At 27.9% G+C, this 23,808-nt stretch carries 24 protein-coding genes; 5 read left to right on the top strand and 19 right to left on the bottom strand.

The window, feature by feature from the left end; translation table 11 throughout:
* Positions 1 to 59 precede the first annotated feature (59 nt).
* Positions 60 to 692, bottom strand: coding sequence for an SIMPL domain-containing protein (locus tag KHQ81_11345; protein ID QVK17438.1), 633 nt, complete (start codon positions 690 to 692; stop codon positions 60 to 62).
* Between the two features lie 193 nt (positions 693 to 885).
* Here KHQ81_11345 and KHQ81_11350 point away from each other — a divergent pair, with 193 nt between their 5' ends.
* Positions 886 to 2,088, top strand: coding sequence for an MFS transporter (locus KHQ81_11350; GenBank protein QVK17439.1), 1,203 nt, complete (start codon positions 886 to 888; stop codon positions 2,086 to 2,088).
* A 25-nt stretch (positions 2,089 to 2,113) separates the two neighbouring features.
* On the opposite strand, the gene KHQ81_11355 is transcribed toward KHQ81_11350, so the two are convergent.
* From KHQ81_11355 to KHQ81_11400, 10 genes are all read right to left on the bottom strand, one after another.
* Positions 2,114 to 3,508 (bottom strand): WG repeat-containing protein, encoded by a 1,395-nt coding sequence (locus KHQ81_11355; protein ID QVK17440.1) that lies wholly within the window; start codon positions 3,506 to 3,508, stop codon positions 2,114 to 2,116.
* 21 nt (positions 3,509 to 3,529) lie between these two features.
* On the bottom strand, positions 3,530 to 3,868 hold the full coding sequence (locus KHQ81_11360) for a hypothetical protein (GenBank protein ID QVK17441.1): 339 nt from the start codon (positions 3,866 to 3,868) through the stop codon (positions 3,530 to 3,532).
* Between the two features lie 1,276 nt (positions 3,869 to 5,144).
* Entirely contained in the window at positions 5,145 to 6,260 is a 1,116-nt protein-coding gene (gene ald, locus KHQ81_11365; GenBank protein ID QVK17442.1) for an alanine dehydrogenase, read from the bottom strand.
* Between the two features lie 982 nt (positions 6,261 to 7,242).
* Positions 7,243 to 7,608 carry a hypothetical protein gene (locus KHQ81_11370; GenBank protein QVK17443.1) on the bottom strand — a complete coding sequence of 122 codons (366 nt, stop codon included), beginning with the start codon at positions 7,606 to 7,608 and terminating at the stop codon, positions 7,243 to 7,245.
* Positions 7,598 to 8,884 (bottom strand): DUF1576 domain-containing protein, encoded by a 1,287-nt coding sequence (locus KHQ81_11375; protein ID QVK17444.1) that lies wholly within the window; start codon positions 8,882 to 8,884, stop codon positions 7,598 to 7,600. Before KHQ81_11375 ends, KHQ81_11370 begins: the two co-directional genes overlap by 11 nt.
* Positions 8,885 to 9,042: 158 nt before the next feature.
* Entirely contained in the window at positions 9,043 to 9,879 is an 837-nt protein-coding gene (locus KHQ81_11380; protein ID QVK17445.1) for a DegV family protein, read from the bottom strand.
* A gap of 131 nt (positions 9,880 to 10,010) precedes the next feature.
* Positions 10,011 to 10,745, bottom strand: a complete 735-nt coding sequence (locus KHQ81_11385) for a hypothetical protein (GenBank protein ID QVK17446.1) — start codon at positions 10,743 to 10,745, stop codon at positions 10,011 to 10,013.
* Complete coding sequence (locus KHQ81_11390; GenBank protein ID QVK17447.1) at positions 10,742 to 11,542, bottom strand: GNAT family N-acetyltransferase; 801 nt, start codon at positions 11,540 to 11,542, stop codon at positions 10,742 to 10,744. Before KHQ81_11390 ends, KHQ81_11385 begins: the two co-directional genes overlap by 4 nt.
* Positions 11,542 to 12,294, bottom strand: coding sequence for a DUF2087 domain-containing protein (locus KHQ81_11395; GenBank protein ID QVK17448.1), 753 nt, complete (start codon positions 12,292 to 12,294; stop codon positions 11,542 to 11,544). The genes KHQ81_11390 and KHQ81_11395 overlap by 1 nt, the downstream gene beginning before the upstream one ends.
* Before the next feature lie 98 nt (positions 12,295 to 12,392).
* Positions 12,393 to 13,586 carry a YcaQ family DNA glycosylase gene (locus KHQ81_11400; GenBank protein QVK17449.1) on the bottom strand — a complete coding sequence of 398 codons (1,194 nt, stop codon included), beginning with the start codon at positions 13,584 to 13,586 and terminating at the stop codon, positions 12,393 to 12,395.
* 74 nt (positions 13,587 to 13,660) lie between these two features.
* Between KHQ81_11400 and KHQ81_11405 the strand changes: the two genes are divergently transcribed.
* Entirely contained in the window at positions 13,661 to 14,110 is a 450-nt protein-coding gene (locus tag KHQ81_11405) for a DUF1905 domain-containing protein (GenBank protein ID QVK17450.1), read from the top strand.
* Between the two features lie 51 nt (positions 14,111 to 14,161).
* Here the strand turns inward: KHQ81_11405 and KHQ81_11410 are convergent, their stop codons facing one another.
* Together KHQ81_11410 and KHQ81_11415 are read right to left on the bottom strand one after the other, a co-directional pair.
* Positions 14,162 to 15,064, bottom strand: a complete 903-nt coding sequence (locus KHQ81_11410) for a GNAT family N-acetyltransferase (protein ID QVK17451.1) — start codon at positions 15,062 to 15,064, stop codon at positions 14,162 to 14,164.
* A gap of 13 nt (positions 15,065 to 15,077) precedes the next feature.
* A complete protein-coding gene (locus tag KHQ81_11415) occupies positions 15,078 to 15,722 on the bottom strand; it encodes a methyltransferase domain-containing protein (GenBank protein QVK17452.1) in 645 nt (214 codons plus the stop codon).
* A gap of 250 nt (positions 15,723 to 15,972) precedes the next feature.
* Here KHQ81_11415 and KHQ81_11420 point away from each other — a divergent pair, with 250 nt between their 5' ends.
* Entirely contained in the window at positions 15,973 to 16,848 is an 876-nt protein-coding gene (locus tag KHQ81_11420) for a DUF3137 domain-containing protein (protein ID QVK17453.1), read from the top strand.
* Between the two features lie 46 nt (positions 16,849 to 16,894).
* On the opposite strand, the gene KHQ81_11425 is transcribed toward KHQ81_11420, so the two are convergent.
* A complete protein-coding gene (locus tag KHQ81_11425; GenBank protein ID QVK17454.1) occupies positions 16,895 to 17,377 on the bottom strand; it encodes a GNAT family N-acetyltransferase in 483 nt (160 codons plus the stop codon).
* A 149-nt stretch (positions 17,378 to 17,526) separates the two neighbouring features.
* Here KHQ81_11425 and KHQ81_11430 point away from each other — a divergent pair, with 149 nt between their 5' ends.
* A complete protein-coding gene (locus KHQ81_11430) occupies positions 17,527 to 18,720 on the top strand; it encodes a hypothetical protein (protein QVK17455.1) in 1,194 nt (397 codons plus the stop codon).
* A gap of 86 nt (positions 18,721 to 18,806) precedes the next feature.
* Here the strand turns inward: KHQ81_11430 and KHQ81_11435 are convergent, their stop codons facing one another.
* From KHQ81_11435 to KHQ81_11455, 5 genes are all read right to left on the bottom strand, one after another.
* Positions 18,807 to 19,754, bottom strand: coding sequence for an N-acetyltransferase (locus tag KHQ81_11435; GenBank protein QVK17456.1), 948 nt, complete (start codon positions 19,752 to 19,754; stop codon positions 18,807 to 18,809).
* A 90-nt stretch (positions 19,755 to 19,844) separates the two neighbouring features.
* The gene (locus tag KHQ81_11440; GenBank protein QVK17457.1) at positions 19,845 to 20,420 is read right to left on the bottom strand and encodes a GNAT family N-acetyltransferase; all 576 of its coding nucleotides are present in this window, start codon (positions 20,418 to 20,420) and stop codon (positions 19,845 to 19,847) included.
* A gap of 20 nt (positions 20,421 to 20,440) precedes the next feature.
* Positions 20,441 to 20,986, bottom strand: coding sequence for a GNAT family N-acetyltransferase (locus tag KHQ81_11445; GenBank protein QVK17458.1), 546 nt, complete (start codon positions 20,984 to 20,986; stop codon positions 20,441 to 20,443).
* A 4-nt stretch (positions 20,987 to 20,990) separates the two neighbouring features.
* Positions 20,991 to 22,640, bottom strand: coding sequence for a hypothetical protein (locus KHQ81_11450; protein QVK17459.1), 1,650 nt, complete (start codon positions 22,638 to 22,640; stop codon positions 20,991 to 20,993).
* Between the two features lies 1 nt (position 22,641).
* On the bottom strand, positions 22,642 to 23,415 hold the full coding sequence (locus KHQ81_11455; protein ID QVK17460.1) for an ABC transporter ATP-binding protein: 774 nt from the start codon (positions 23,413 to 23,415) through the stop codon (positions 22,642 to 22,644).
* Between the two features lie 197 nt (positions 23,416 to 23,612).
* On the opposite strand from KHQ81_11455, the gene KHQ81_11460 reads away from it, so the two are divergent.
* On the top strand, positions 23,613 to 23,807 hold the full coding sequence (locus KHQ81_11460; protein ID QVK17461.1) for a hypothetical protein: 195 nt from the start codon (positions 23,613 to 23,615) through the stop codon (positions 23,805 to 23,807).
* Position 23,808: the final 1 nt, after the last annotated feature.

Genomic DNA, 23,808 nt, shown 5'->3' on the forward strand with positions numbered 1-23,808 from the left:
TATATAAGAAATTGAACTAATAGTCAATAACTTATCTATAAGTAAATGTTTTATTTGTTCTATATCATATTATCTTCAATTTCCCACTCAATGAAAACTGTATCTGTTCCTGTAACATCTTCTGGATAAATATCTAAACTCGTTGAATTTAACATTGCTTTCTCTAACACAACCCCTGAGCGATAGACAATATCTCTGTAATCATAGTCTATATTCATAATTTTACCTAATTTAACTGATGCTGCATTTGATATCACTGAAGCATTTTGTTTGGCGTTATTTACTGCATCAACCAGTATCTCATCTTTAAACGCTCTTTTATCTTTAACTTCAAATACAATTTTATATTCTGGATCTGCTTCACTTGTTGAGAGAGTTCTTAACAGATTATTTAATATAATTTGATTAAAATCAAATTCAAGTTTCAATTCATGTACCGCTTTATATCCAGTAAAAATATTTTCTCCATCTTTATACTTATATTCAGTATCAATTGTAAAATTCGTTGTTTTTAAATCCTCTTTAGCAAATCCTGCTTTAACAATATCATTTCTTAGAATAGCTGTTCTTTCATTTAAATCATTTATCACTTTATCATAATCATAACCTTTACTTATTATTTTAAATAAAATAACTACGGAATCAGGTGTCTTGGTACTTTTTCCAACACCTTTTACCTTTAATATTCGCATAATTTCCTCCTCTTATCTTTTTATTTTGTTATATACTTCCATCAATATTATATTCTATTTTATACTACATGTATCCAATAAACAAATTTTTCTTTAATTATAATTTTTAACCTTCATTTTCCTTTTTTTGTAATGTTATAGGTTCTAAAAAATGCAGATAATATAATTATGAATTAATAAGGAGAATGAAGATATGAAATTTGGACTACCGAAAATAGCATTTAGAAAACATCTCTCTACTTTATTCATCGCTGTTTGTATTATGCATTTAGCTGATTTTGTCATTATTCCAATACTTCCAGTTATATTAAAAATTGATAAAGGATTAACCCCAGCTCAAATTGGATACATCATCGGAGCTGGTGCTTTATCTTTTCAAATCGGAAGTATTGGCGGTGGACTAATTTCAGATAAAATTGGTCGTAAATTCACCTTAATCACTGGTGCAATTATTGAAATCATCGCTTTAATTGGTTTTGGTTTAAGTAATACTTATTCTATGTTTCATTTGTTTCAAATCCTTAATGGAATTGGGGCTGGATTTTTCGCTCCAACAATTAAAGCAGCCATTAGTGAATATTCAAAAGATTCAGAAGATACAAGAACAACCGCTTTTTCTTTGAGAGGGATGTCAGCTAATTTAGGAATTGCGATTGGTGGATTAATACCTCTCTTAGTTGTTGGACTAACCTTTTCTACCTTCTTTTTTATTTCTGCATTCTTTTATGTAGGATTATTATTGTTATCATTATTCATTCCTAATAGTGTTGATGAAAATCAAAACCATAATATTACTATAAAACGTTATGTTGAAATATTAAAGAATAAACCCTTTATGGTCGTTAGTATCTTATTTATATTTGTTTGGGCAATTTATGCTCAATTAAGTCTTTTATTACCTTTACGAGCAATAACTATATTTAAAAACGCAAAACTAGTGGGTAGTATTTGGACATTAACTAGTCTTTTTGTAGTTCTACTTCAAACATCAATTGAATCTCGCATTATTAGAAAAATTCATATTATAACATCTATCGCCTATGGAACACTCATTATGGGAATAGGTATATTTTTAATTGGATTTTCATATTCTTATTTTATTTTACTACTTAGTGGCTTTATTTTTATTATTGGAGAAATGTTAATGACACCAACAATCGATAGTACTACAAGTATGCTTGCCAATAAAGATATTATCGCAGGTTATTTTAGTGTTGGTAATATTATTTATGGCCTTGGTACAGCACTCGGTAGTTTCGTTGGAGGAAAGTTGATAAATAATTATGGCATTAATAGTTTAATTCCTTGGTTTATAATATTAATTGCTTCATTTTTCATTGCCTTAATCGTTTATATTGTTGGTAAAACAGCACTAATAAAAAAAGTTTTAAATTAAAAAAAATCCGTAGAGTTCCTACGGATTAATCTTTATATACTTTCCACAACAATTCTCCTTTATGAATATATGTATAATATTCTAAATTTGATGCTTCTTCATAAGCAACCAAACTAATATATGGACCATTATTGTAATAAAATTGTTCATAGTATTTTGAAGTTATTTCATTATAAACTCTTTGTCCTTGCAGATTTAAAATGACATAAGTCTTATCATCACCACCTTCATCAGATGCAAAAACAACTCTACAATCGGTCATATCATCCCCTAGATAGTAATTAATTGTGACAAATTCATCTAAATTGTCAATTCGATGATATTTACTATGCCCATTATCAATGGTTAAAATCACCCCTTGATTTACAGTTCCTACATAATCATACTCATTATTAATTATCATCTCTCCCATATGGTTAATCATACCTTCTTGACCTATACCTAAACTAACCATCGCATATCCATTATAAAAATCATTGGCTTCTACATAATCATGGGTTGAAAGTACATGCCCATTTTTGAATATGAAATTATATTTTCCACTTGTTAATTTAACTCTTGCATGATGATTATCAGTAAATGGATAAGCTTCTAAAAATTGTGGTTCAATACAGATTGTTCCATCATGTTTCATATATCCCCATAAATCACCAGAACGATAAGGAATCATATCATAGTTAACAAAATGTTCTTTTTGATAATCAAATTGTATTATATAGTCATTTAAAACTTCATCTTGTTGTGGTGTTAAGACCACTTCATTATTTTTATTAATAATTCCGAATTTATTATTTTGATAAATAAAAGCAAATCCATCATAAAAATTAAAATCAAAGTCTGGATAAAAATCATATAATAACTCAATTTCTACTTCACCATTAAGATTAATGTAACCTAATTTATTATCAGCAGTAACATATGCCAATGAATCAGTAAAATAACCTACTTCATCATAAGTGACATCTTTAAGTTTAATCATAATATCACTATTATTATCATACCTAGCGATATGACCAGATGTTTCATCTTGATAATAATAAATATTACTACCCATATATTTTATTGTCTCATATTCAATTGGCAAGATTTTGGTTTCAACTGTATTAATTAATCCAAACTTTTCATCTTTTTTAACAACCGCTAAGTAATTTTCATCAAAAAAATACGTTTCATCATAGGTAAGAGAAATCGCAACTTCCCCATCTAAATCAATATAGCCCCAATATCCAACGCCTTGATCATATTCTAAATACCCAACAGGAAGAAGGGTTTCATCTCGACCTCTAGGTTTATTTGTTTTAGTGATATTATTTTTTTCAATATAAATTATTTCATAACCTTGAGTTAAATAATGATTAAGGGTAATTCCTAAAAATACTAAAAACACAACTAAACTTATTATTATATATCTATTCTTCATTTTTATCACCTATTTCTTTACTTAACTATTACTACTTCTGAGGGTTTCATTAAATAATCTTTCAACCTCATTTTCAAAACTATCGGAAGCTCCCCAATCAAAATCTGTAAAAAAGCTTCTTCCACCACCACTACCTATTGCCTTAACTTTAGTGTATCCATCAATATTATCTATGATAACCACTAGTGAAACACGATTTTTGACTCTCATATAATATTTTCCAAAAATCAAAATCCCTAATTGCTTTCCATCACCTAATTCTTTAAATTCAGTATCGACAAGATCAGCGATATCGCTGCCTTCTAATAAATCAAAAGCTTCTTTCACACTAATATTAACTTCAAATTCAGTGTTTTTCATTATTAACCTCCCAAATAAACTATCAATATCTTAATTATATTATAATATTAACAATTAAACTACCATTATTTGTATTTTTGTTAATTTAATGTATTATCACTGCTTATAAATCATCGGTTAATAAATAATACCACAATTACCAAAAAAGGACACGCCATTGATAAACCTCCCAATAGCAATTTTCTCCAGTGAGGTAGATTAGGTTTTTCAATACCAAGTTTACTTATAGATAAAAAAATTTTACCTCTTTTAACAAATGATATTGTAGCAAATATTAGATAATCCTAATTTAGAATTATGTACAGAAACACACTTTTACCATTGTTTTACATAATTTGCATCGATTTTTCAATACTTATAATTTTCTCCTAATATATATATAAGTTCATACATTAATTCATCTATGCAGTTTTTAGATTTCCCATAATCCCATTTTGCAGTTAGTTGCATTTAGGATTATCTTAGCACACTGATACTTACAATAGCAGAAAGCCATTGAGAATTAAGGTGTAAGAGAGTTAACCCTATTTTCAGATTTGGTTTTTTCTTCTGAAAGAAATTTTTCTTGATCTATAATAGCAATATGGGCTATACAAAACATAGTTAAATACAAAGAAACAAAATAAAGTAGTTGAATTATAATTTCCGAAGCGCCAAGAAAGTACACTATAATTCTAGGTAAGTTTACAATAAAGATGCCAGCAAATACTTTTAACAAGTTTTTTATAAATCTAGATGGTTTCGTTATATGTCTATAATAAGCTCCTATCCATATGAACATAATAAGAAAATTAACTATAGGTATATATTTTAATATTTTTTGTGTTTTTATTGACATTAAAAACAGCTCCTTTCATAACGTAATATCATACCACAAATCCTAATCCCTATCAGATAGCACCTTCTAAAGAAAATCCTCCAAATGTTATTGAATCACTAGTAAATGGGCTCTGTTTAAAATATTTTACTAATAAAAAGATTATCTTATACTTTAGATTATACATCATTGTCCATCAAGGGTAAAGAATATGAACGAAAATCTATTTATGTAGAAACATTATCAACCTGAAATTATTTTATGTGTTAGTTGGTATTAAAATATAGTTTATGACGTAGAGATTTATAAGAAATAATGGAAGAACGTGGATTATTTCATCATCACAGGACCATTAATAGATGGGTAGTTCAATATTATAGTATTCTTATTCCACTGTTAAAGGTCTAAGCAAAAAATTGCTTAGACCTCAATACTTCAGTATATTTATAAAGAACACTATTATTTTAGTAGGTCTTTAACATCACCATATTCTAAATTCAATGAATCACTAACTGCTTTATAAGTGACATAACCTTTACAAGTATTAATTCCTTTTAATAATCCTTCATCTTTCTTACAAGCTCCGATTAATCCATTGTTTGCTAAACTAATTGCATATTTCATTGTAGCGTTTGTAAGTGCAAATGTAGAAGTTCTACTAGCAGCACCAGGCATATTAGCTACTGAATAATGAACAACATCATGTTTAGTATAAACTGGATTATCATGAGTTGTAGGACGATCAATTGTTGCAATACATCCACCTTGGTCAATTGCGATATCAACTATTACAGAGCCTGGTTTCATTTGTGCAACCATATCATCAGTCACTAATTTAGGAGCTTTAGCACCTGGAATTAAAACTGCACCGACTAATAAATCTGCCTCTTTAACAGCTTGTTCAAGATTAAATCTATTTGAATATAATGTATTTATATCATTTCCAAATACATCATCTAAATAGCGTAAACGATCAATATTAATATCTAATATCGTTACATTAGCACCAAGGCCAATTGCCATTTTAGCAGCATTAACACCAGCTACACCACCACCAACAATCACTACATTTCCTTTAGGTGTTCCTGGAACACCACTTAATAAAATACCTTTCCCTCCATTATATTTTAATAAGTAATTTGATCCAACAACAACTGACATTCTTCCTGCCACTTCACTCATTGGTGTTAAAAGTGGTAATTTACCATCACTTGATTCAACTGTTTCATAAGCTACTGTAGTCATTTTAGATTTCACTAATTCATGTGTTAGTGTTTCATCAGCCGCTAAGTGAAGATAAGTAAATAATAATAAATCTTCTCTAAAGAACTTATACTCTGGAGCGATTGGTTCTTTTACTTTCATAACCATATCACATGCCCAGGCTTCTTCTGCCGTATTTACTATTGTAGCACCAGCTTTAATGTACTCCTCATTAGTAAATCCAGAACCTAATCCACCATTTGTTTCTACAAAAACTTGATGACCATTAGCGATAAACTGCATTACTCCTGCAGGTGTTACTGCAATACGATTTTCATTATTTTTTATTTCTTTTGGTACGCCTATTCTCATATTATCTCTCCCTCTTAAATTTATTTTACAAATCTATTTTAACATTAACTTTTTAAAATTGATAGTAAAAATCGTTATTTTTTTTATTTTATGATAGCGTTTTTACGACCTTATAAGGTAATCATTTGTATCACAACTCTATTTTGTTTTAATTATTTAATCATAATTTGATTTTTAAACAATAGTATTAAAATAGTAATGTTATTGGGGGGATATAAATGGTTTCTTTCAGAGAAATTTTTCATAAAATGATATTTATTATTACTCATAAGTTTTATCATCTCTTTTTCGTCTTTATCATAAATGCCTTTATCCTAATGTTTATCTACCTTCATATTGGGGAAAACCTAGTACAACTTAATGAAACAGAACCATTTAATATAACGAAGGTTTTTAACCAACAACTGATATACATCTATGCTATTTCTTTACCAATATCTCTTCTTATAAATACCTACTTAATACTTCTAGTAAAAGATGCTTTATTAAATCAACAGAATGATCAAATTACAATTATCAAAAACACAATCGTAAAACTTAAATATTATCTCTTTGGTTCAATTTTACTATTATTTTCATTTTTAGGTTTTTTTCTACTATTATCCCTAGTAATTTTTTCCCCATTTTTAAAATCTATAATTTTTTTAGGTGTAATTATTTTATTTCTTATATTTGTTATCTATTTTCGTTTCCTTCCAATAACTGCCGTCCTTACTGATAGTTTTTCACATTTATATAAAAACACCTTATTTCTTTTAACTAAACATGCCTGTAAATCATTATTACTTTTAATCCTTTTTGGATTCTTAATTACTATATTAAGTTCATCAAAATATGAGTCAATGATAAATTTTTTTCTGAACCAATCATCCTATTTTAAAATGTTTAGTTTATTTATGATTTATGAATTAATTAATTTTTTATCGATGCTATCAGATATTGTCTTTGTCACATTACTTTACACAAAAAAGAACCACTTACATTAACGTAAATGGTTTCTTCTTTTTATTTTATTCCGATAGATTATTAGTTCCATTTGATCATCTTTGATATTAACTTCGAAATCATCAATCATCATTCCTACAATACTTAATTCAGTATCTGTATCACATTCACCAGTTAATTCCCAATAATATTCTTCCATTTCTTCTAATTTTTGGCAGTTTAAACATTTAACTAATATATCTATATCATCTTGTTTTATATCTTTAATATTGCTTTGAAAGATAACTTTAAATTGATTATTTTCTTCTATAACATCAATATGAATTTGTGTAGCACCTATCTTAAAAAAATAATTAATTAATTCCTCAGTAATTTTAGATATTCTTTTTTTTCTATGTTTCACTTGATTCATCCCTTCTAAATGCATCGATAATTGGTACTAAAAATGTAGCTACTAAACCAGCAGAAAAACCATTATTGTATAAATTCAATCCTCCATGTAAGGAAACAACACTTAAGGTAACCGAAAGATGAATATATGCAGCTAATGCTCCTATAATAATACCGAATTCACCAGCTATAGGGGCTAAAGAGGTCCCAAATAAAGCAGCTAATATAATAGATGGATTGTTTATATCCCAAATTTTGGTCAAAGCACCTAAATAAACACCTAAAAAGATAGGTAGGATGTTCTTTGGATGTTTTCCAAAAGCACTAAATCCCACAACAACTAAAATACCACCGATTGTTGGTCCACTCAATTCTCCACCAACCAAAAGCACATAACTTGTAGAAATTAAACCAGTTAATCCCATATTAATTAGGGTTAAATTAAGTCCTTCTAATGTAATATAGTCTGTAACAAGTCGTCCTGTGTATGTCCATATTTTAAGATAATTTTTAAATGATTTATTATTCCCTATAAAGCCAATAATTATCATTATAATAAATAGACTCATTAAGAAAACACTAAATAAAAAATTATTTCCTTCAGAATAGATTAATCTTCTGTTAGGGATATATCCATATGATTTTAATATTGATACGACGACTGTTGAAACTAACCCTGCGGTAAAACCAATATTGTAAAGATTATACCCTTGATGCATCTTTAATAGGTGCGTTGATAGTGGAGCAATAATAAATCCGATTAAGATACCTAAAAAAATACCCAAGAAGAGTCCTGTATACCAAGGTAAATATTCAGCAAAAATAAATTCCGTTGCGATTGGTGCCATCGCTGTACCAAATAATGCAATATAAACATATCTTGAAAACTTTTCTTTTTGAAATTTGGCATATAGATACACACCAATTATCACAAACCATACATTAAATATATTCTTCCCAAATAAAGCAAATCCAGTAATTGAGAATATTGCAGCATAACTAACACCATTTATGTTAATTTTCATTCGATATAACATATAAATAAAAATGAGGGTTAATAATCCGGAATTTACAAACGCTGCTCCTATCCCTCCAACTTGAATATAATCGGTTATTAATGTATCACGGTCTAGAATAATTTTTTTCATTCCCAATAATATGTTTTCTGGGGTATCGACCACTAACCCAAATAGGACAAAAGAACATGCAAAAATAAGTAATACTAGAAGTTTCTTTTTATTTTCAATATGAGATTGTGTTATTCTTTTTCCCTTTAACTTATACCTCATGTATTCACTCCTATCTTAATTTTAAAAAGTTCACTATATTACTTTTTAGTTAAATCAAGGATTTATGTAAACCACTGAGATTTACTAAGTCATATGCAAAAACTTCACTCATTATAACATTATTTTTAATAAAAAAGGCACTTAAATAAGTGTCTTTATTAAAAAGCAATAACTATACCACCATCATCAGCATAAGTTGAGCTTAAGCCCTGCATTTCAACAATAAAGATATCTTTGAAATTGTATTTTTCAAGAACCTTATCTTTTAGCGCAATCGCTTTATCTAAACAGTTGCAATGAGCAATACCTAATATACGGTCACTAAAGTCATGAATTTCTTCACTAATTGTATCAACTAACTTTGAAAAAGCTTTTTTATACCCTCTCACTTTATGAACCAAGCGAATCGAACCATCTGAATTTGCTCCCATAATCGGTTTAATCTTAAGTAATGTCGCAATCACTGCCACGTATGATTTTAATCTTCCAGCTTTCGCTAAATGTTCAAGGCTTTCTAATAGAAAGTAAGTTTTCATTCCTTTTATAAATTCATCAACTTTTTCAACAATTTCTTCTTTAGATATGCCAGATTTTACGAGTTCATCAATTTTTAAAGCGATAAGGGTTTCTCCAACAGATGCACTTTTTGAATTAAATACATGAATAAACTTTTCTTTATGTTCTTCTAAATAGATCTTTCTTGCGATTTCAGCACTATTATAAGTTCCACTTAACTCTTGTGATAAAGTTACCACAAAAGTATCCTCGTCACGTTGATAACGATTTATGAAATCTTGAGGTGATGGGCAAGCTGTCTTAGGTGCTATAGGACATGCCTTCATTTCTTTAACATAATCTAATACATTTAATGACTCATCATCCACAAAAACTTTATCTTCTAATTGTAAACTTAAAGGTACTAACTCAATATTCATATTCTTTTTCATATCTTCATTTATATCACAACAACTATCAGCTATTATTTTATACTTCATAGTATACCTCCACTTTAATCTATATATCTTAGAATATCATGTTTTCATAGATTAATAAAGTAAAAATTGTAAAAATATTTTGACTATCAAACAATTTATTATTCTATACTAGTATTTTAACTATTTTATCATTAATTATTATTATTTGTTAATCTTTTTTTTATACTATCTATTTGATTAGTTGTAATTTCATGATAGTGAGTAATCGCTTTAATTCCTTCTTCTGATATATCATATATGCCAGTTTTTACTCGGTAAAACCAGTGATTAAAGTTTTTAATTAAGATAGAATTCGTTTTTTTAGAATGTGATCCTAATTCTTTCAACTTCTTCGGAGATAAAGGTCCTAACAAATGGATGCAACAGGCGATATATAATGATTGTTCTTTATAAGCTGTCATAATCTTTTTCTTTGAACTTCCACCTATATTTAAATCATAACTTCTTCCATTAAATTCTTTAATCAATTTTTTTCGTTTTATTTTAGCTTGTTTTTGACTCTTAATAATATCAAATAACATGGGTTCAATTAACACTTCTGCATAGGGTTCTTCCTTAAAGCGAACCACAATAAGTCCTAATCCTAATCGCTTGATTAATAAAATTATATCTTTCCATTTCTTAGTTTTCATTAATTTTGATTCTGGTATTGCAACAAAGACATAGTCTGTTAATCTCTGTCTTTTCACAGCCTGTAGCAACAAATTTAGGGTTAAACTAGTTTTTAATTCAACAATAACTAATTGATCATCTTTCATTGCGGCAATATCACAATATTGTATCTCACTACATATACTGAAATTATTTTTTATAAGTAGTGTCTTAACAGGGGGAAATAACTCTGTTTCATAAATCTTATTCATCATATACTCTCATCAATTAATCTTTCAAGGATGATGAGGCTAAAATGGTTTTCACTATATTCTTTGTCACCATAAAAACCTGCTATCTTATCAAAACCATTTTTAACCCAAAAACGTAATCCCTGCCAATTTTTTAAATGTACTCCCAAACTAATCTTTTTAAACTGACTATTATTCAATTGTGCATATAATGCTTGCACAACTTCTGAACCCTGTCCTTTATGTTGTTGATTTTTATGGATTGCAAAGAAGCTTATCCATAACGTTTGATTTGTGGGATAGCCACGATAATAATCAAAAAAGCCAATTATTTTTTTTGTATCTTTTTCTATGATGGTTTTACACTGATAAAACTCTTTTTGCCCATAAGGTGGTAAATCACCCTCAACTAATCTATTATGAATCAAAACATCTTCAAATTCCTCATTTGTATATTGTTTTAAGTATGAACATGACTGACCAATCCCTATTAAACTTTCTTCATCATCTATTGTACTATCACGTACAATTAAATTATTTGTTTCAAAATATTCTGGCAAAAGATCTTCACGCCAATATTTAGCTCCATTTCTTGTCCGCGCTAAGTATTTATGCTCAATCAGTTCTCTTCGCAATAAAAAGTAATCATTAAAGCCATGATTTTCATCAATAATTTTATTAACTTCTTTTTCAGTATAAATCCTGTTATATTCAAATTTACTTACAAGATAGGATAAAACTATCTTTTTTCTTTTTTGTTTTGAAGGATAGACTTTTATTTTACCTTCATTATTTAAATAATTTAAAATATCATTTTTCATCATTTCACCCAATACTCACTTCCATCAATTCTTCTACCTAAAAATCCATATTCAATAAGATATCTTCTAATTGTCACATAATCATGATAGATTTCTTTTAAGATATCGTTCACTTCTTTTTCACTATATCGTCTTTTATGTTCAAAATAACTAATTATATGTTGAAGTACTATAATGATTCGCTTTTGTTTGGTAGGAAAACTAATTAGTTTATGATTTTTAAAATATGTCTTTAAATAAGATTCTCTTTCACTTTCTGTAATGGCATAACGTTCATCAATACTAGTTGCAGATCTATGAATTGGAATAAACTTCTCTTCACTTGACTGACCCATTTTATTTTCTAACAATTCCATTAATGATAAAAATATTTTAGCTTGTTTTGCTTTCTCGCGTAATGAGAAACGTTGATTTCTAACAGTAGAGGTACTCCCGCTCATTTCTTTTGCGATATCCTTATCACTAAGCCCATTATAAAATTTTAAAATCAGTTGTTTCTGATGTTCTGTTAAGGATGTATACTTTTTATCCATTTCTAATAAATAATGAAACATTGATTGATGTTTATCAACAAGATGTATTTCCACTGCTTTTTTTGCATCCATGAATGCATTGTCTTTTTGATATATCATTCCCTCTTCAAATACTTCATTACAACATAAACAGATATAGATACCTTCTTTTTTTAAATACACATAACCTCTTTTAATTTCATCTATCGATGAGCCCCAAAATATTTCTTCAAAATTCATAGATAACCACTTCCTTTGTTTGTAGTTTATATAGACATTATATATTATTGTTTATATTTTGTCCATGGTTTATTATAAATAATACTTTTTTTTTGAAATTAGTCATATTTTCCATCTATTTTACATATATATTGTATATTAGATGCGTTTAAATATTTCGCAAACCGATTAATGGCTTCATCTATTTTCTTATATAGTTCTTGTGATGGTTTGACATCTTTTTCAAACCACCAGTTAACAATTTGTAAGGTTTTAGTCGATTTATTAAATACTGGTTCAAATCGAGCAATAAATTGTTCTCCATATAAAACTGGCAAAACATAATACCCATAAACTCTTTCTTCTTTGGGTTTATATACTTCCCATGTATAATCAAAATTAAAAAGTTCCTTGATCAATTTTCTGTCCCACATTAAATTATCAAGTGGTGCGATAAAAGATACTTCTTTTCTATAACTAATCCCACTTAATACTTTGTCTAATATCCACTCATCACTTTTCCTAATAAAAAATGACGTATTAATCCCTTCTACTTCTATTTCAATAATTTCCTTATTATTTAATAATTGATTAAATGCACGGTTTCTATCCTTACTTTTCATAAAATAAATACCTAAAAAAGCATCACTTGCTTTATTCCATAAAAGACCAATACTACCTATTCTTCTTTTAACATTCCATCTTATAAAATCTTCTAGGGATTGATTTGGTTCCTTCATTTGATAAATTTCTTCAGGGAGTACTTTTTCAGTCAAATCATAGTATTTTCGAATGCCCTTCTTATGATGAATAACAACCTCTCCCCAATAATAAAGACTTTCTAGTGCCACCTTAGATATTTTTGTATCTCCCCAAAACCAATTTATCTTTTCATCATAGTTTAAATCTTTAGAAGATATAGGACCTTTTTCTTTGACTAATGTTTTAACTTTCTGAATTATTTCATGTTCACTTAAATCTACCTTCGTATGACTTCTTAAGCCCTTTTCTCTGTACCTTCGAAAATAAGGCCAATCCTCTATTGGATAAATACATTGATTTTTATCCCAATCATCGATTAACAAACGATTTTTATATAATAAATCAGTTAAATCCTTTGACTGATAATTTTTAATCCGTGATTGTAGGACAAGATTAGGGTTTGTATCAATAATACTTAAGGGATCATATTGAATAGAACCTACTTGACGAATGTAGGTCATTATCCCCTCTTTATCATTTAATCGTTGTGGGGTAAGCAATTTTTGATATTCTAATAAATGTAATCTCGCTTGTTTTTTTGTAATTTTCATTTTGATTACCACTCCTTGTTAAAATTTTATCAGTTAAATTTATTATTAATAAATAAAACGAAAGGGGACTAAAAATGATTTATGAATTTGATACGGAATTAATAAAATTGGAAGGGAGGATGCACTGGACAGTCTTTTATGTTCCAATATCAGTTGAAGAAGCCTTTGGTACGAACGGAAGGGTCTATGTAAAAACAATGATTGATGGATATCAATTTGAAGGGATTCTAATGCCAAGTAAAAAAGGCCATTATATGGTCTTTAACAGAGAATTTCAAAATATCTGTCATAAGAAAATTGGAGATATAATCCATGTAAAACTTGAAAAAAATGATGAGATTAAAACATTGAGAATCCCAGATATTATGATTAAGAAAATGAAAAACAACTCTCTATTACTACAAGCATTTAACGCCCTACCTCATCAAATTAAACAAGAAGAAATCCATAAAATTATGAGTGTAAAAACTGAAGAAACAAGAATAAAAAGGTTAGACGCTCTAATAAATAAGTTGCTAAATTAATAACGATATATAATAAAAAGCTGTAATAATTACAGCTTTTTATTATTCTATTTAATTATTTTCATTCCATACTCTTTTCCAAACATTTCGTTTAAAGATAGGTTTAAATCCAATCGCTTGATAAAATGGTAGTCCTGATTCAACATACACCACATTTGCTCCTAATTTTTGAGCACGTCTTATACACTCTAAAACAACAATTCTCCCAAACCCTTTCTTACGATAATCAGGGTCTATACAAACAGGTTCTATATAACCTACTTTATTAATAGAATCAAACCATATACCACTATAAGCAATATAATTCCCCTCAGGTGACTCTAGAACAACGTTTAATGTAAAATTGTATTTAGGGGCACTTTGCATTTTTTCTCTCCAAACAATTCCTTCTATTGGTGCTTCTCCTTCATGATTAAAACCACGCCACATAATACGATGAAATTTAAAAATATCACTTTTACCTGATAAATTTTTCAAGGTAAACCCAGTAGGCACCTGTAATTCATCATCTTTTATATCATCTGTAAATTGACAGATTGTTTCTTTATACTCAATTTTTTGATAGCCTTTTTCTATTACTATATTCTCTAAATCTTTATCAAAATCGTTCACATAAACATATAGGGATTTTTTATTATCTTCACTCTTTTTACTTATATTAGCTTCAGCAAATTGAATCATTTCCTTTTTTAGATAACCATGTGTCTCATCTACCATGATAAAAACTTCGCCTAAATTCCCTTCATGAGTCGCTAGACCAACTATTTCTCCATTTTCTTTCCATACACCAATTGTCTTATAGCATTCTTCTTCTGTATTAGGATGATAATGAAAATATTCCCATCTAGGTTGTAACCAATTTGGATATTTTTCTTTTTTATATGTATGATACAAAAACTCATTAACTAACTCATAGTCATTTTTATGATTATAAATATTAAATATAGTTCCCACTTTATCTCAACTCCTATAATTTACTCGCTTTTATAAAATAGCCTAATTTATACCAATCTAAATATTCTAAATACACCTTCCATCCTCTTTTTTCTAGTTCTATTTTAATGTCATTAGGTTCTAATTGGTTTTCCATCCTTGAATTTCCTTTTAAAAACCACCCCATCTGATATATTCCTTTTCTAACAATGTTTGTGACATCATCAAAATATTGTTTAGTATCAGATACAAACATAAAAACATCACGATGAACTAAATAGTCGATTGAATCTTTTTTAAAGTGTTTAGAAAGATTCTTTAAATCATCCTTAATAAAAGTTACCTTATCCAAACTATCAACAGAGGAATCAAGTACATCTAGTCCATATACTTCATTAACTTCTTCAATATTATTAATATGCTGTGTTAAAAAACCTTTACCACATCCTAAATCAAGGACAGTTCCATCAATCCCCTTATAATAGGAAAATAACTTTTTATTATAATAATTTTGTGCATCTTTTTGATTCACTTCAAAATTCTCCCCACACTTAGGACAAGTCATTTTTACTATAAAATCTGTTTCACTCCAAGGATGAAATTTATTTTGTAGTATAAAACAATCATTCCCACAATCACAACTTTTCCCCCAAATATAATTTTGATTTTCTACCAACACTCTACCTCCTCCTAACTCTTCTATTAATTATTTATCCCACAATAAAAAAGAACTTATCATGTTCCTTATTATCAATCATATTATACCATAAAGTGATGCTATTTAATAAAGTTTAATAACTATATTTATCTAATTTATGCATAAACCATCTGTTTATATTAAGAAACTAAAAGTAACAATAATATTATATTTTTATCCAATTAGGTAATTTATGATATAATAAACTTATTAACAATGGGGAGGAAATAATATGGATAAAAATTTAGATTATTTTACACAAAAAAAGCTATTATATGAACTAATATCTGTAATAGGATATATTATTATAGGCATAAGTTTTTTCTTATGGATACCACTCGGCACATCATCTGGTGGAAAGGCAATTCCGATTCTATTAATCGGCATTATTGGTGGAGGTATTATATCTGGAATATCTACAAAATATTTTAAAAATTTAAGTAATGAGTTTAAATCAAAATACTTACCTGCTGAAATTAAAAAAATATATCCTAACTGCATTTATAATGTAACCAAGGGATTTACTAAAGAAGAAATCTATCACTCAAAAGTGTTACGACAACAAGATCGTTATCATTCAGAAGATTTTATGAGTGGTGAGTTTGAAGGTGTTCAATTTGAATCAGCAGATGTTAACCTTCAAGATGTCCGAAGTAACGGTAAATCTACAACTGTTGTTACTGTCTTTTTAGGAAGGGTCTACAAATTTGAATTTAATAAACCTTTTAAATCAAATATTCTCATTAATCAACCTAGCTTTTTTTATCATCTTTTTGGATGGAATCGAATCAAAACTGAATCAAAGAAATTCAATTCTGAATTATCAATTTATTCTGATAATGAACATGATGCTTTTTATATTTTAACTCCTCATTTTATGGAAAGATTACTCGTTCTTGATAGAAAATATCATGATAAAATTAGTTTTTCATTTATAAACAATCAATTATATATCGCCATTAATACAAATAGAGATACATTCGATTTAAAAATGTTTCATCCTCTTGATTTATCGATATTACAGGAATATCGAAATGAACTAAATGATATCAAAGAATTTGTTTATCAATTAAACTTAGATAAAACACTTTTTTTGGATAATAAGTAACAAACAACAAAAGACCTTACTTAATTAGTAAGATCTTTTTTTAATCTTATAATGATTTAGACATGATTAATAAATTATGATAACCTTTATTAGTTTTGATATAATTTTCTTTTTTCCCATCAACCTCAAAACCAAATTTCCTATAAAGTTTTAAAGCAGATATATTTTTTTCAAAAACTTCTAATTCAATTCTTTCAATTCCATTTTTCTTTGCGTGTTTTATCATATAATTAAGTATTTGAGTTCCAATACCACTATTCGTATATTCATTTAATATTGTAATTCCAAATAAAGCAGTGTGTGCAGTTTTCTTATATTTGCCACGAATCAAAGTACTAGAACCAACTAGATCTCCATTAATTTCACACACTAAGAATAATTCTGTATTTTCAATAAATTCAATTTCTGCTTCTACAGTAAAGTCAAAATCTTCTGCTTCTAAAGGAAAATAATCAACTTCCTTAATAACTTTTTTTACTAAATGAATTATCTCTTCAGCATCTTCTTTTTTTGCGATTCTTATTTTCATCTAATCCCACCTTGTATAAATTAGTTATTTAATATATAAATTATATTATATAATAAAAAATCAAATTTTTATATAAAAAGGGTTGCATAATTTAAAATTGATGTTATAATAACCGTAACAAAACATTGTTATAATTAGGAGGGGTTATTATGTTATTGAATCATTACCAATCAAAAATAAATATTAATCCAAAAACTAAATTTTTTTCAAGTGATTTGTCCTTTACTTATTACGTAAAAGAAAATAAAACAACTAAGCTTGAATTCTATTTATACAAAAATTTTAGTTTACAATCAATCCAAAGTGACGATATCTTAAATTATCAATTGGGTGAAGAAATAATTGATTGGTGTCCTTCTGTATTAGAATCTAAATTACTTATTATTAATTTAAAACGAATCTATCATAAAGGGGAACAGATCAATGTTCATATGATTTATCAAGGTCAAGTTGACATTGTTTCAAAATGGGAAATTAACCGGATAACTGAACCGTTTATTGAATTAAGCCTATATTCACCTTATTTTCCTTTAACGAAAGATTTACAACTATCTACATTTAGTATAGAAGTTAACTTACCAGAAGACTATTACTTAATAAATGGTCAAAAGCATATAGACTATCGGCGTATAGAACAACGCGAACCGACTAATGATTGTACATTAATTGCTTCAAACCAATTTAAACAGATTAAAACAGAAGATTATTTAACCGTTTATTACATAAACAATGAATCAAAGCATGTCGCAAAAAAAATCAATGATGACTGTCTTTGGCTTATAAATTATTTTACCGATGCATTTACAGAAACAGAACTATCACAAGAACTATCAATTGTCATCTTACCACGTAAAATTGGAGGAGCGTATTGTCGACCTGGTCTTATTGTCTTTCCAGATATGATTGATGAAGACGATGTCAGCATTCGATTTCTAGCACATGAAATAAGTCACCTATGGTGGAATAAATCAATTAATACAAATTCATGGGAGGACTGGTTAAATGAATCATTCGCTGAATTCTCATCACTGATGGTTTATAGAGATCATTATGGTGAAACAAAATTCAATCAATTAATCGCAAAATATAAAGAAAAAGCCAAAAACACACCACCAATCTATAAAATCAATCGAAGTGATGAAGCAGCACATACTGTATTATATATCAAAGGTGCGGTTATCTTATATCAATTAGAAAATAAACTTGGTAAAGAACGTTTTATTCAATTTTTAAAACAAGTTCACCAAAATAAAATTAAAGAAACAAAACAATTGCTAAGATTATTAGCTTCCATAGAAAGAAAAACCTATTCTAAATATATCAATAAGGCGTTAAAAGAATAGATGCCTTAACACAAGAAAAAGACTGTGTAAATTACTTTAAAGTATTTTACACAATCTTTTTTTATATGAGAAAATATATTTTATGTCTATTCCATCTCATAATTTGTTGATAATATCACTTGACCAGGTTTTCTTATACCACTAATAACTTCTTGGACATAGGTATTAACTAAATCATTCTCTTTATCTAATATACATATCATACAAGCACCCCAAGTAGTATTAACAAATGAAGCATCATATTCCTTAAACATTTCTTTCGCGAATTCTGTTTCATAGATTGGTAAGATTACATTAGAAGCATTCAATTCTTTTTTGAAATATCTTAATATTAAATCCGTCGATTCCTTATCTTTACTTAAAAACATTTTTACATTTTCTAAATGATCCTTCTCATAACGGATATACCCAATGATTTCATTATCTTTTTCGATTATTCGAGATCTTACATTGGTATAATTACTAATCCAATCTAGTAGTAATTCACTTGGTTGTACCGCTAAATCAACAGTTTTAAACCATTTTTCCCACATCTTTACTAATACAGGTGTATCTTTTGTTTCAACCTGTCTAAATTGTAAATTGGTATCTTCTTCTATCGTTTCTAGATTAATCTTAATTATCGACTCACCAAACATATTCGTTACATAACCAAATCTAGGGTAATAGGTATCATGTCCCCATAAAAATGAATATTTATATCCTTTTTCAAAAGCAATCCGATGTCCTTCCTCAATTAGTAATTTACCAATCCCCTTTTTTTGATATTCCGGTAAAACACTAATAGGACCTAATAAAACAGAAGGTATTTCTATCTCATTAATAAATGATTTTTGTGGATAAAACAATGCATGTCCAACTACCTTATCTTCACATAAAGCTACTAATGATAATTCTGGATCAAAAAAACTTCCTCTTCTTAATGCATCAACTAAGGCAACTTCTCCAATAAAATTTTGATCTGTAAATGCTTGAGCATTTACCTCAGCGATATCTTTATAATCCTTTACTTGTTCCTGTCTAATGGTAATCATATTTATCTCATCCCTCCTTGTAATAAGTATACTATAAATTTAGAACTAGTTAAATATAAATATCTAAAATATAGTTTAAATACATAACAACTATTCTTTTATTTTTAAGTCTTTATACCAAATAAGCATGACCTCATCATCATATTCACCATAGTAGGCGTACTCATTAATTTCACCTAGAGCACATCCATTACGAACATAGAATTGACAAGCGCTTGGATTGTTATTTTGTGATTCAATTTTCAACTGTGAACAGTTTCTTGATTTTGCCCATTCTTCACATCTTTTAAATAAAGATTTTCCTATCCCTTGGTACTTATAATCTGGGTGAACACGTATATCCCATAAAACACACAAATCACTACGATTTTTCAACATATTGACACCTTTTGTATTATATGCTAGTGTCGCTGCACCAACAGGTATTTCTTTGTCATATACAATGAAAAATGCCCAGTTCTTTACATCAAATTCTTTTTCCCATGATAAAGGATTTTCACCTAAATCTTTTAAATAGGGCTTTACTTTCTTTTCTTCCAAACAGATGCCACCAAGACCCTTGTTAATTTTTTTCAATTGATAAATAGAGGATACCTTAATAATCATTGGTATTTTACTATAATCAATTAAATTATCCTTACTTACTTCTTTAACCTCCCAAATCAACTTATCACCTCGTATAATTTTTATTTATTAATTGTTCCTATTCGTTTAGCCATCATTATATCAGGTTTTCCATATCCATTGGCATCAGGAACAACACCAACAATTTTATAACCATTTTTTTGATAGAAAGAAAATGGATGATTATTTTTATTTTTAATATTTTCTAAATGATAGTATAAATTCTCATAAATATCTCGATTGGATAAACTTGTTAAATCATCCTCATCATCCGATCCAAGATAAATCGTCATTCCACCTCTACTATGGACTTCTTTCTCAAAGTAAGCCAATAGCTTAGAACCTATCCCTTGATGTTGATAAGCCTTTTTAATAACTAGTGGGTGTAGTTCCCAGACATTTCCAGAATAAGTAGGCTCACCACCAATCATTCCAATTACTTCATTTTCTTTAATCAAAACAATACATATTATTTCTGAATCAAGCAACTCATCCATTTCACTTAATGCAACATCACTTTTTTCATAACTCTTAAAATTTTCTTGTAGTAGTAATGCTGCTTGTTTCTTATAATTATCTTGTTCTCGCGATAAATAGACAAATTCCATTTTACTAAAATCTCCTTCTTCTAAAACTAAGTTTCCATGTAAAGAAATTGACAATAAACATGATGCCCAAATAAATATAAACACCATTATTTATAGCGCTAAATATTCCATGAATTCCCGCAAATACCCCAATAATAAACATTAATAGGAGAAAAACTATTCCTTGACTATTCGTTACATTATCAATTGATTGCGAGAATGGTAAACCTTTACCAACCAGTCTAAAGCAAATGACAAGGATGAGTAACATTGTCAAGAAAACAATGATTAGATCTAGTAGAATGTCAATATGAAATAAATAGATAAAAATACTACTTTCTATTAAATAAATCGGTAATAATAACTTAAAGACAAAGGCTTTTAAAGCACCTTTATAAATGAAATTTATATCTTTAATTGGCGCCACCTCATAAATCCATGCCCCTTTGTAACTTCTTGAATACTTCAACATCGCAACAGCTGTAGGTAATAAAAAGGCGCAAAAATAAATGAATAAATAGTATTTACTTCCAGGTAGTTCATCAATAGAAATCCCATAAGCAAATAGAAATATAAATGGAAATATTAAAGATAATCCTAAGGAGGGATAAACTTTTAATTTAAAATCCCGCTCACTCTTCATCATCTGATAAGTAAATTGATAGAAAATCCGTTCATCTTTATTACGGATAAATAAATTAGATAATCTTAACTTATTCTTTTTATATTTTCCTGTTTTTTGACTTTGATTTAATTTCAATAAATTATCTTCAAACGTAGGAATAAGTTTGATATATATAATAAATGTTAAAATTGGCACAATAAGAACAAGAAGTGATAAAATCACATACTGTTTTGATAAATTATTGTTAAAGAATACTTCAAATGGGGCACCAAACCAAATTGGAATGATTAAATATTGATACCACTTATCATGGAATTCAACCTTGCCTAATTCTCTAAATTGATAAATTCTTCCAATAAATTGATATCCAATAGTAATTGTTATCATCATTAAAATCTGAACATAATTAATAATATCTTTTAATTTTTCACCACTAAAAAACTTTAGAATAAATAGATAAATAAGCGTTGTAATAACAACAATAAATAAATCTAGTAATATCATTTCACCAATAAACAATAAAGTTATTAAAATACTAGAAACAAAATTGTAGAGGACAAGATACTTAATAAAAATCGCAATGATACCTGGTCCAGCTAATATGATAGTCACTAGAAAAAGATAATGTACGATATGAATAAACTTTGCGATACTGATTGTTTTAGATTGAACTGGTTTTGTTGAAATAATTGTTTTATCTCTTATATCTAATAAAACAGAAGAAAAATCCGCAATAATGGTTGAGGAAATAAGAAACATGAGAATACCAAATATTATACTCATTTGAGCAACAATATTATTAATCATAATTACAAAAGGGACAATTATCATTAACCCCATTAGAGCATATAACCATAATGAGGAGAGAAAATAATTTTTGTCTTCATTTTCATTTCTTTTTTTATAATTATTTATCATCGTTGGAACTCTTCTTCCATCCATGATTAATTTTACTTGTACGATTTTTCTTAACACTAAATAATCAATTTTCAATTTTCTGAAAATAAATTGAAAACGATCCAATACTTTTAAAATAAAAAAGTCTTTCATACTAAATCCCCTCAATAACAGACATCATATTTTCAGCAATCTTCTGATGCTCTTTAAATCCAGTTAACTGATTAAAAATTTCCTCTAATGAACCTTCATGTAATTGTTCTTTCAAAGTATCAAAACTACCATCAGCAACAATTTGTCCTTGATTTAATAAAATAATACGGCTACTAATTTTTTCTACCACATCCATAATATGAGAAGAATAAAAAATAGTTTTTCCTCGACTCGCTAAAAGAGCAAGTAATTCTTTCAAAATCATAACACTATTTGCGTCTAATCCAGCTAATGGTTCATCTAAAAATAATATATCTGGGTTATGTAGTAAACTAGATATAATTAAAACCTTTTGTTTCATCCCTTTAGAGTAGGTATTTATCCTTAAATCTAAAGCATCTACAATACCAAAGTATCGCATTAACTGAATGGCCTTATCTTCTACACTTTTTATGCTTAAGCCATACAATTGTCCGGTAAAATTGAAGTATTCACGGGCTGTTAAACTATCATATATTTCAGCCAGTTCAGGAACATATCCAATTCTCCTTTTATATTCTACATTAGATGAAATATCTTCATCAAAAATCTTCACTTTTCCTGAATACCCATTGACTAATCCTAACATAATTTTGACTGTTGTTGATTTTCCTGCCCCATTTGGTCCGATATAACCGATGATTTGGCCTTCTTGTACCTCTAGGTTTATATCTTTTAGAACTTGTTTAGGACCAAAATTCATTGATAAATTTGAAATAGTAAGTATTGAACTCATAAATAACTCCTTTACACCTTTTTTCTATTGCTAGTCATTTAATTTTACTTTTTTACCCATTATTTGTCAATATTCTTAATAATTCCAGAATATGATTGTACTATTTTTTTATTTATAATTATCCTTCTATTTTGCCCTTACCATAATGAATGAGGAAACATAAATTATAATAAGAGTATATATAAAGGATGAGATATATGGATTTAAATATTAAAACCATTCTTTCAATTGTTGATTTAATTAATAATGTTAAAACTACCTATAAAGGATTGACATATAAAAATAAACCACTTTATAATAATCGACCTCAATATCGGCAAATGAAACATCGATATCCACAAAATCATATAAATAGGCGTCCTCCCCCACAAAATCATAGGTTTTGGATATAAA

The organism is Mycoplasmatota bacterium (assembly GCA_018394295.1).
In the GTDB taxonomy this organism is placed as follows: Bacteria; Bacillota_I; Bacilli_A; order Haloplasmatales; family Haloplasmataceae; genus JAENYC01.

What these genes read in the sequence shown, in the direction of transcription:
- KHQ81_11435 (QVK17456.1), bottom strand. Translation starts at nt 19,754, where the DNA reads ATGATTACCATTAGACAGGAACAAGTAAAGGATTATAAAGATATCGCT.
- KHQ81_11430 (QVK17455.1), top strand. Translation starts at nt 17,527, where the DNA reads ATGTTATTGAATCATTACCAATCAAAAATAAATATTAATCCAAAAACT.
- KHQ81_11355 (QVK17440.1), bottom strand. Translation starts at nt 3,508, where the DNA reads ATGAAGAATAGATATATAATAATAAGTTTAGTTGTGTTTTTAGTATTT.
- KHQ81_11405 (QVK17450.1), top strand. Translation starts at nt 13,661, where the DNA reads ATGATTTATGAATTTGATACGGAATTAATAAAATTGGAAGGGAGGATG.
- KHQ81_11420 (QVK17453.1), top strand. Translation starts at nt 15,973, where the DNA reads ATGGATAAAAATTTAGATTATTTTACACAAAAAAAGCTATTATATGAA.
- KHQ81_11375 (QVK17444.1), bottom strand. Translation starts at nt 8,884, where the DNA reads ATGAGGTATAAGTTAAAGGGAAAAAGAATAACACAATCTCATATTGAA.
- KHQ81_11445 (QVK17458.1), bottom strand. Translation starts at nt 20,986, where the DNA reads ATGGAATTTGTCTATTTATCGCGAGAACAAGATAATTATAAGAAACAA.
- KHQ81_11360 (QVK17441.1), bottom strand. Translation starts at nt 3,868, where the DNA reads ATGAAAAACACTGAATTTGAAGTTAATATTAGTGTGAAAGAAGCTTTT.
- KHQ81_11350 (QVK17439.1), top strand. Translation starts at nt 886, where the DNA reads ATGAAATTTGGACTACCGAAAATAGCATTTAGAAAACATCTCTCTACT.
- KHQ81_11380 (QVK17445.1), bottom strand. Translation starts at nt 9,879, where the DNA reads ATGAAGTATAAAATAATAGCTGATAGTTGTTGTGATATAAATGAAGAT.
- ald (QVK17442.1), bottom strand. Translation starts at nt 6,260, where the DNA reads ATGAGAATAGGCGTACCAAAAGAAATAAAAAATAATGAAAATCGTATT.
- KHQ81_11385 (QVK17446.1), bottom strand. Translation starts at nt 10,745, where the DNA reads ATGATGAATAAGATTTATGAAACAGAGTTATTTCCCCCTGTTAAGACA.
- KHQ81_11460 (QVK17461.1), top strand. Translation starts at nt 23,613, where the DNA reads ATGGATTTAAATATTAAAACCATTCTTTCAATTGTTGATTTAATTAAT.
- KHQ81_11390 (QVK17447.1), bottom strand. Translation starts at nt 11,542, where the DNA reads ATGAAAAATGATATTTTAAATTATTTAAATAATGAAGGTAAAATAAAA.
- KHQ81_11425 (QVK17454.1), bottom strand. Translation starts at nt 17,377, where the DNA reads ATGAAAATAAGAATCGCAAAAAAAGAAGATGCTGAAGAGATAATTCAT.
- KHQ81_11395 (QVK17448.1), bottom strand. Translation starts at nt 12,294, where the DNA reads ATGAATTTTGAAGAAATATTTTGGGGCTCATCGATAGATGAAATTAAA.
- KHQ81_11450 (QVK17459.1), bottom strand. Translation starts at nt 22,640, where the DNA reads ATGAAAGACTTTTTTATTTTAAAAGTATTGGATCGTTTTCAATTTATT.
- KHQ81_11455 (QVK17460.1), bottom strand. Translation starts at nt 23,415, where the DNA reads ATGAGTTCAATACTTACTATTTCAAATTTATCAATGAATTTTGGTCCT.
- KHQ81_11400 (QVK17449.1), bottom strand. Translation starts at nt 13,586, where the DNA reads ATGAAAATTACAAAAAAACAAGCGAGATTACATTTATTAGAATATCAA.
- KHQ81_11345 (QVK17438.1), bottom strand. Translation starts at nt 692, where the DNA reads ATGCGAATATTAAAGGTAAAAGGTGTTGGAAAAAGTACCAAGACACCT.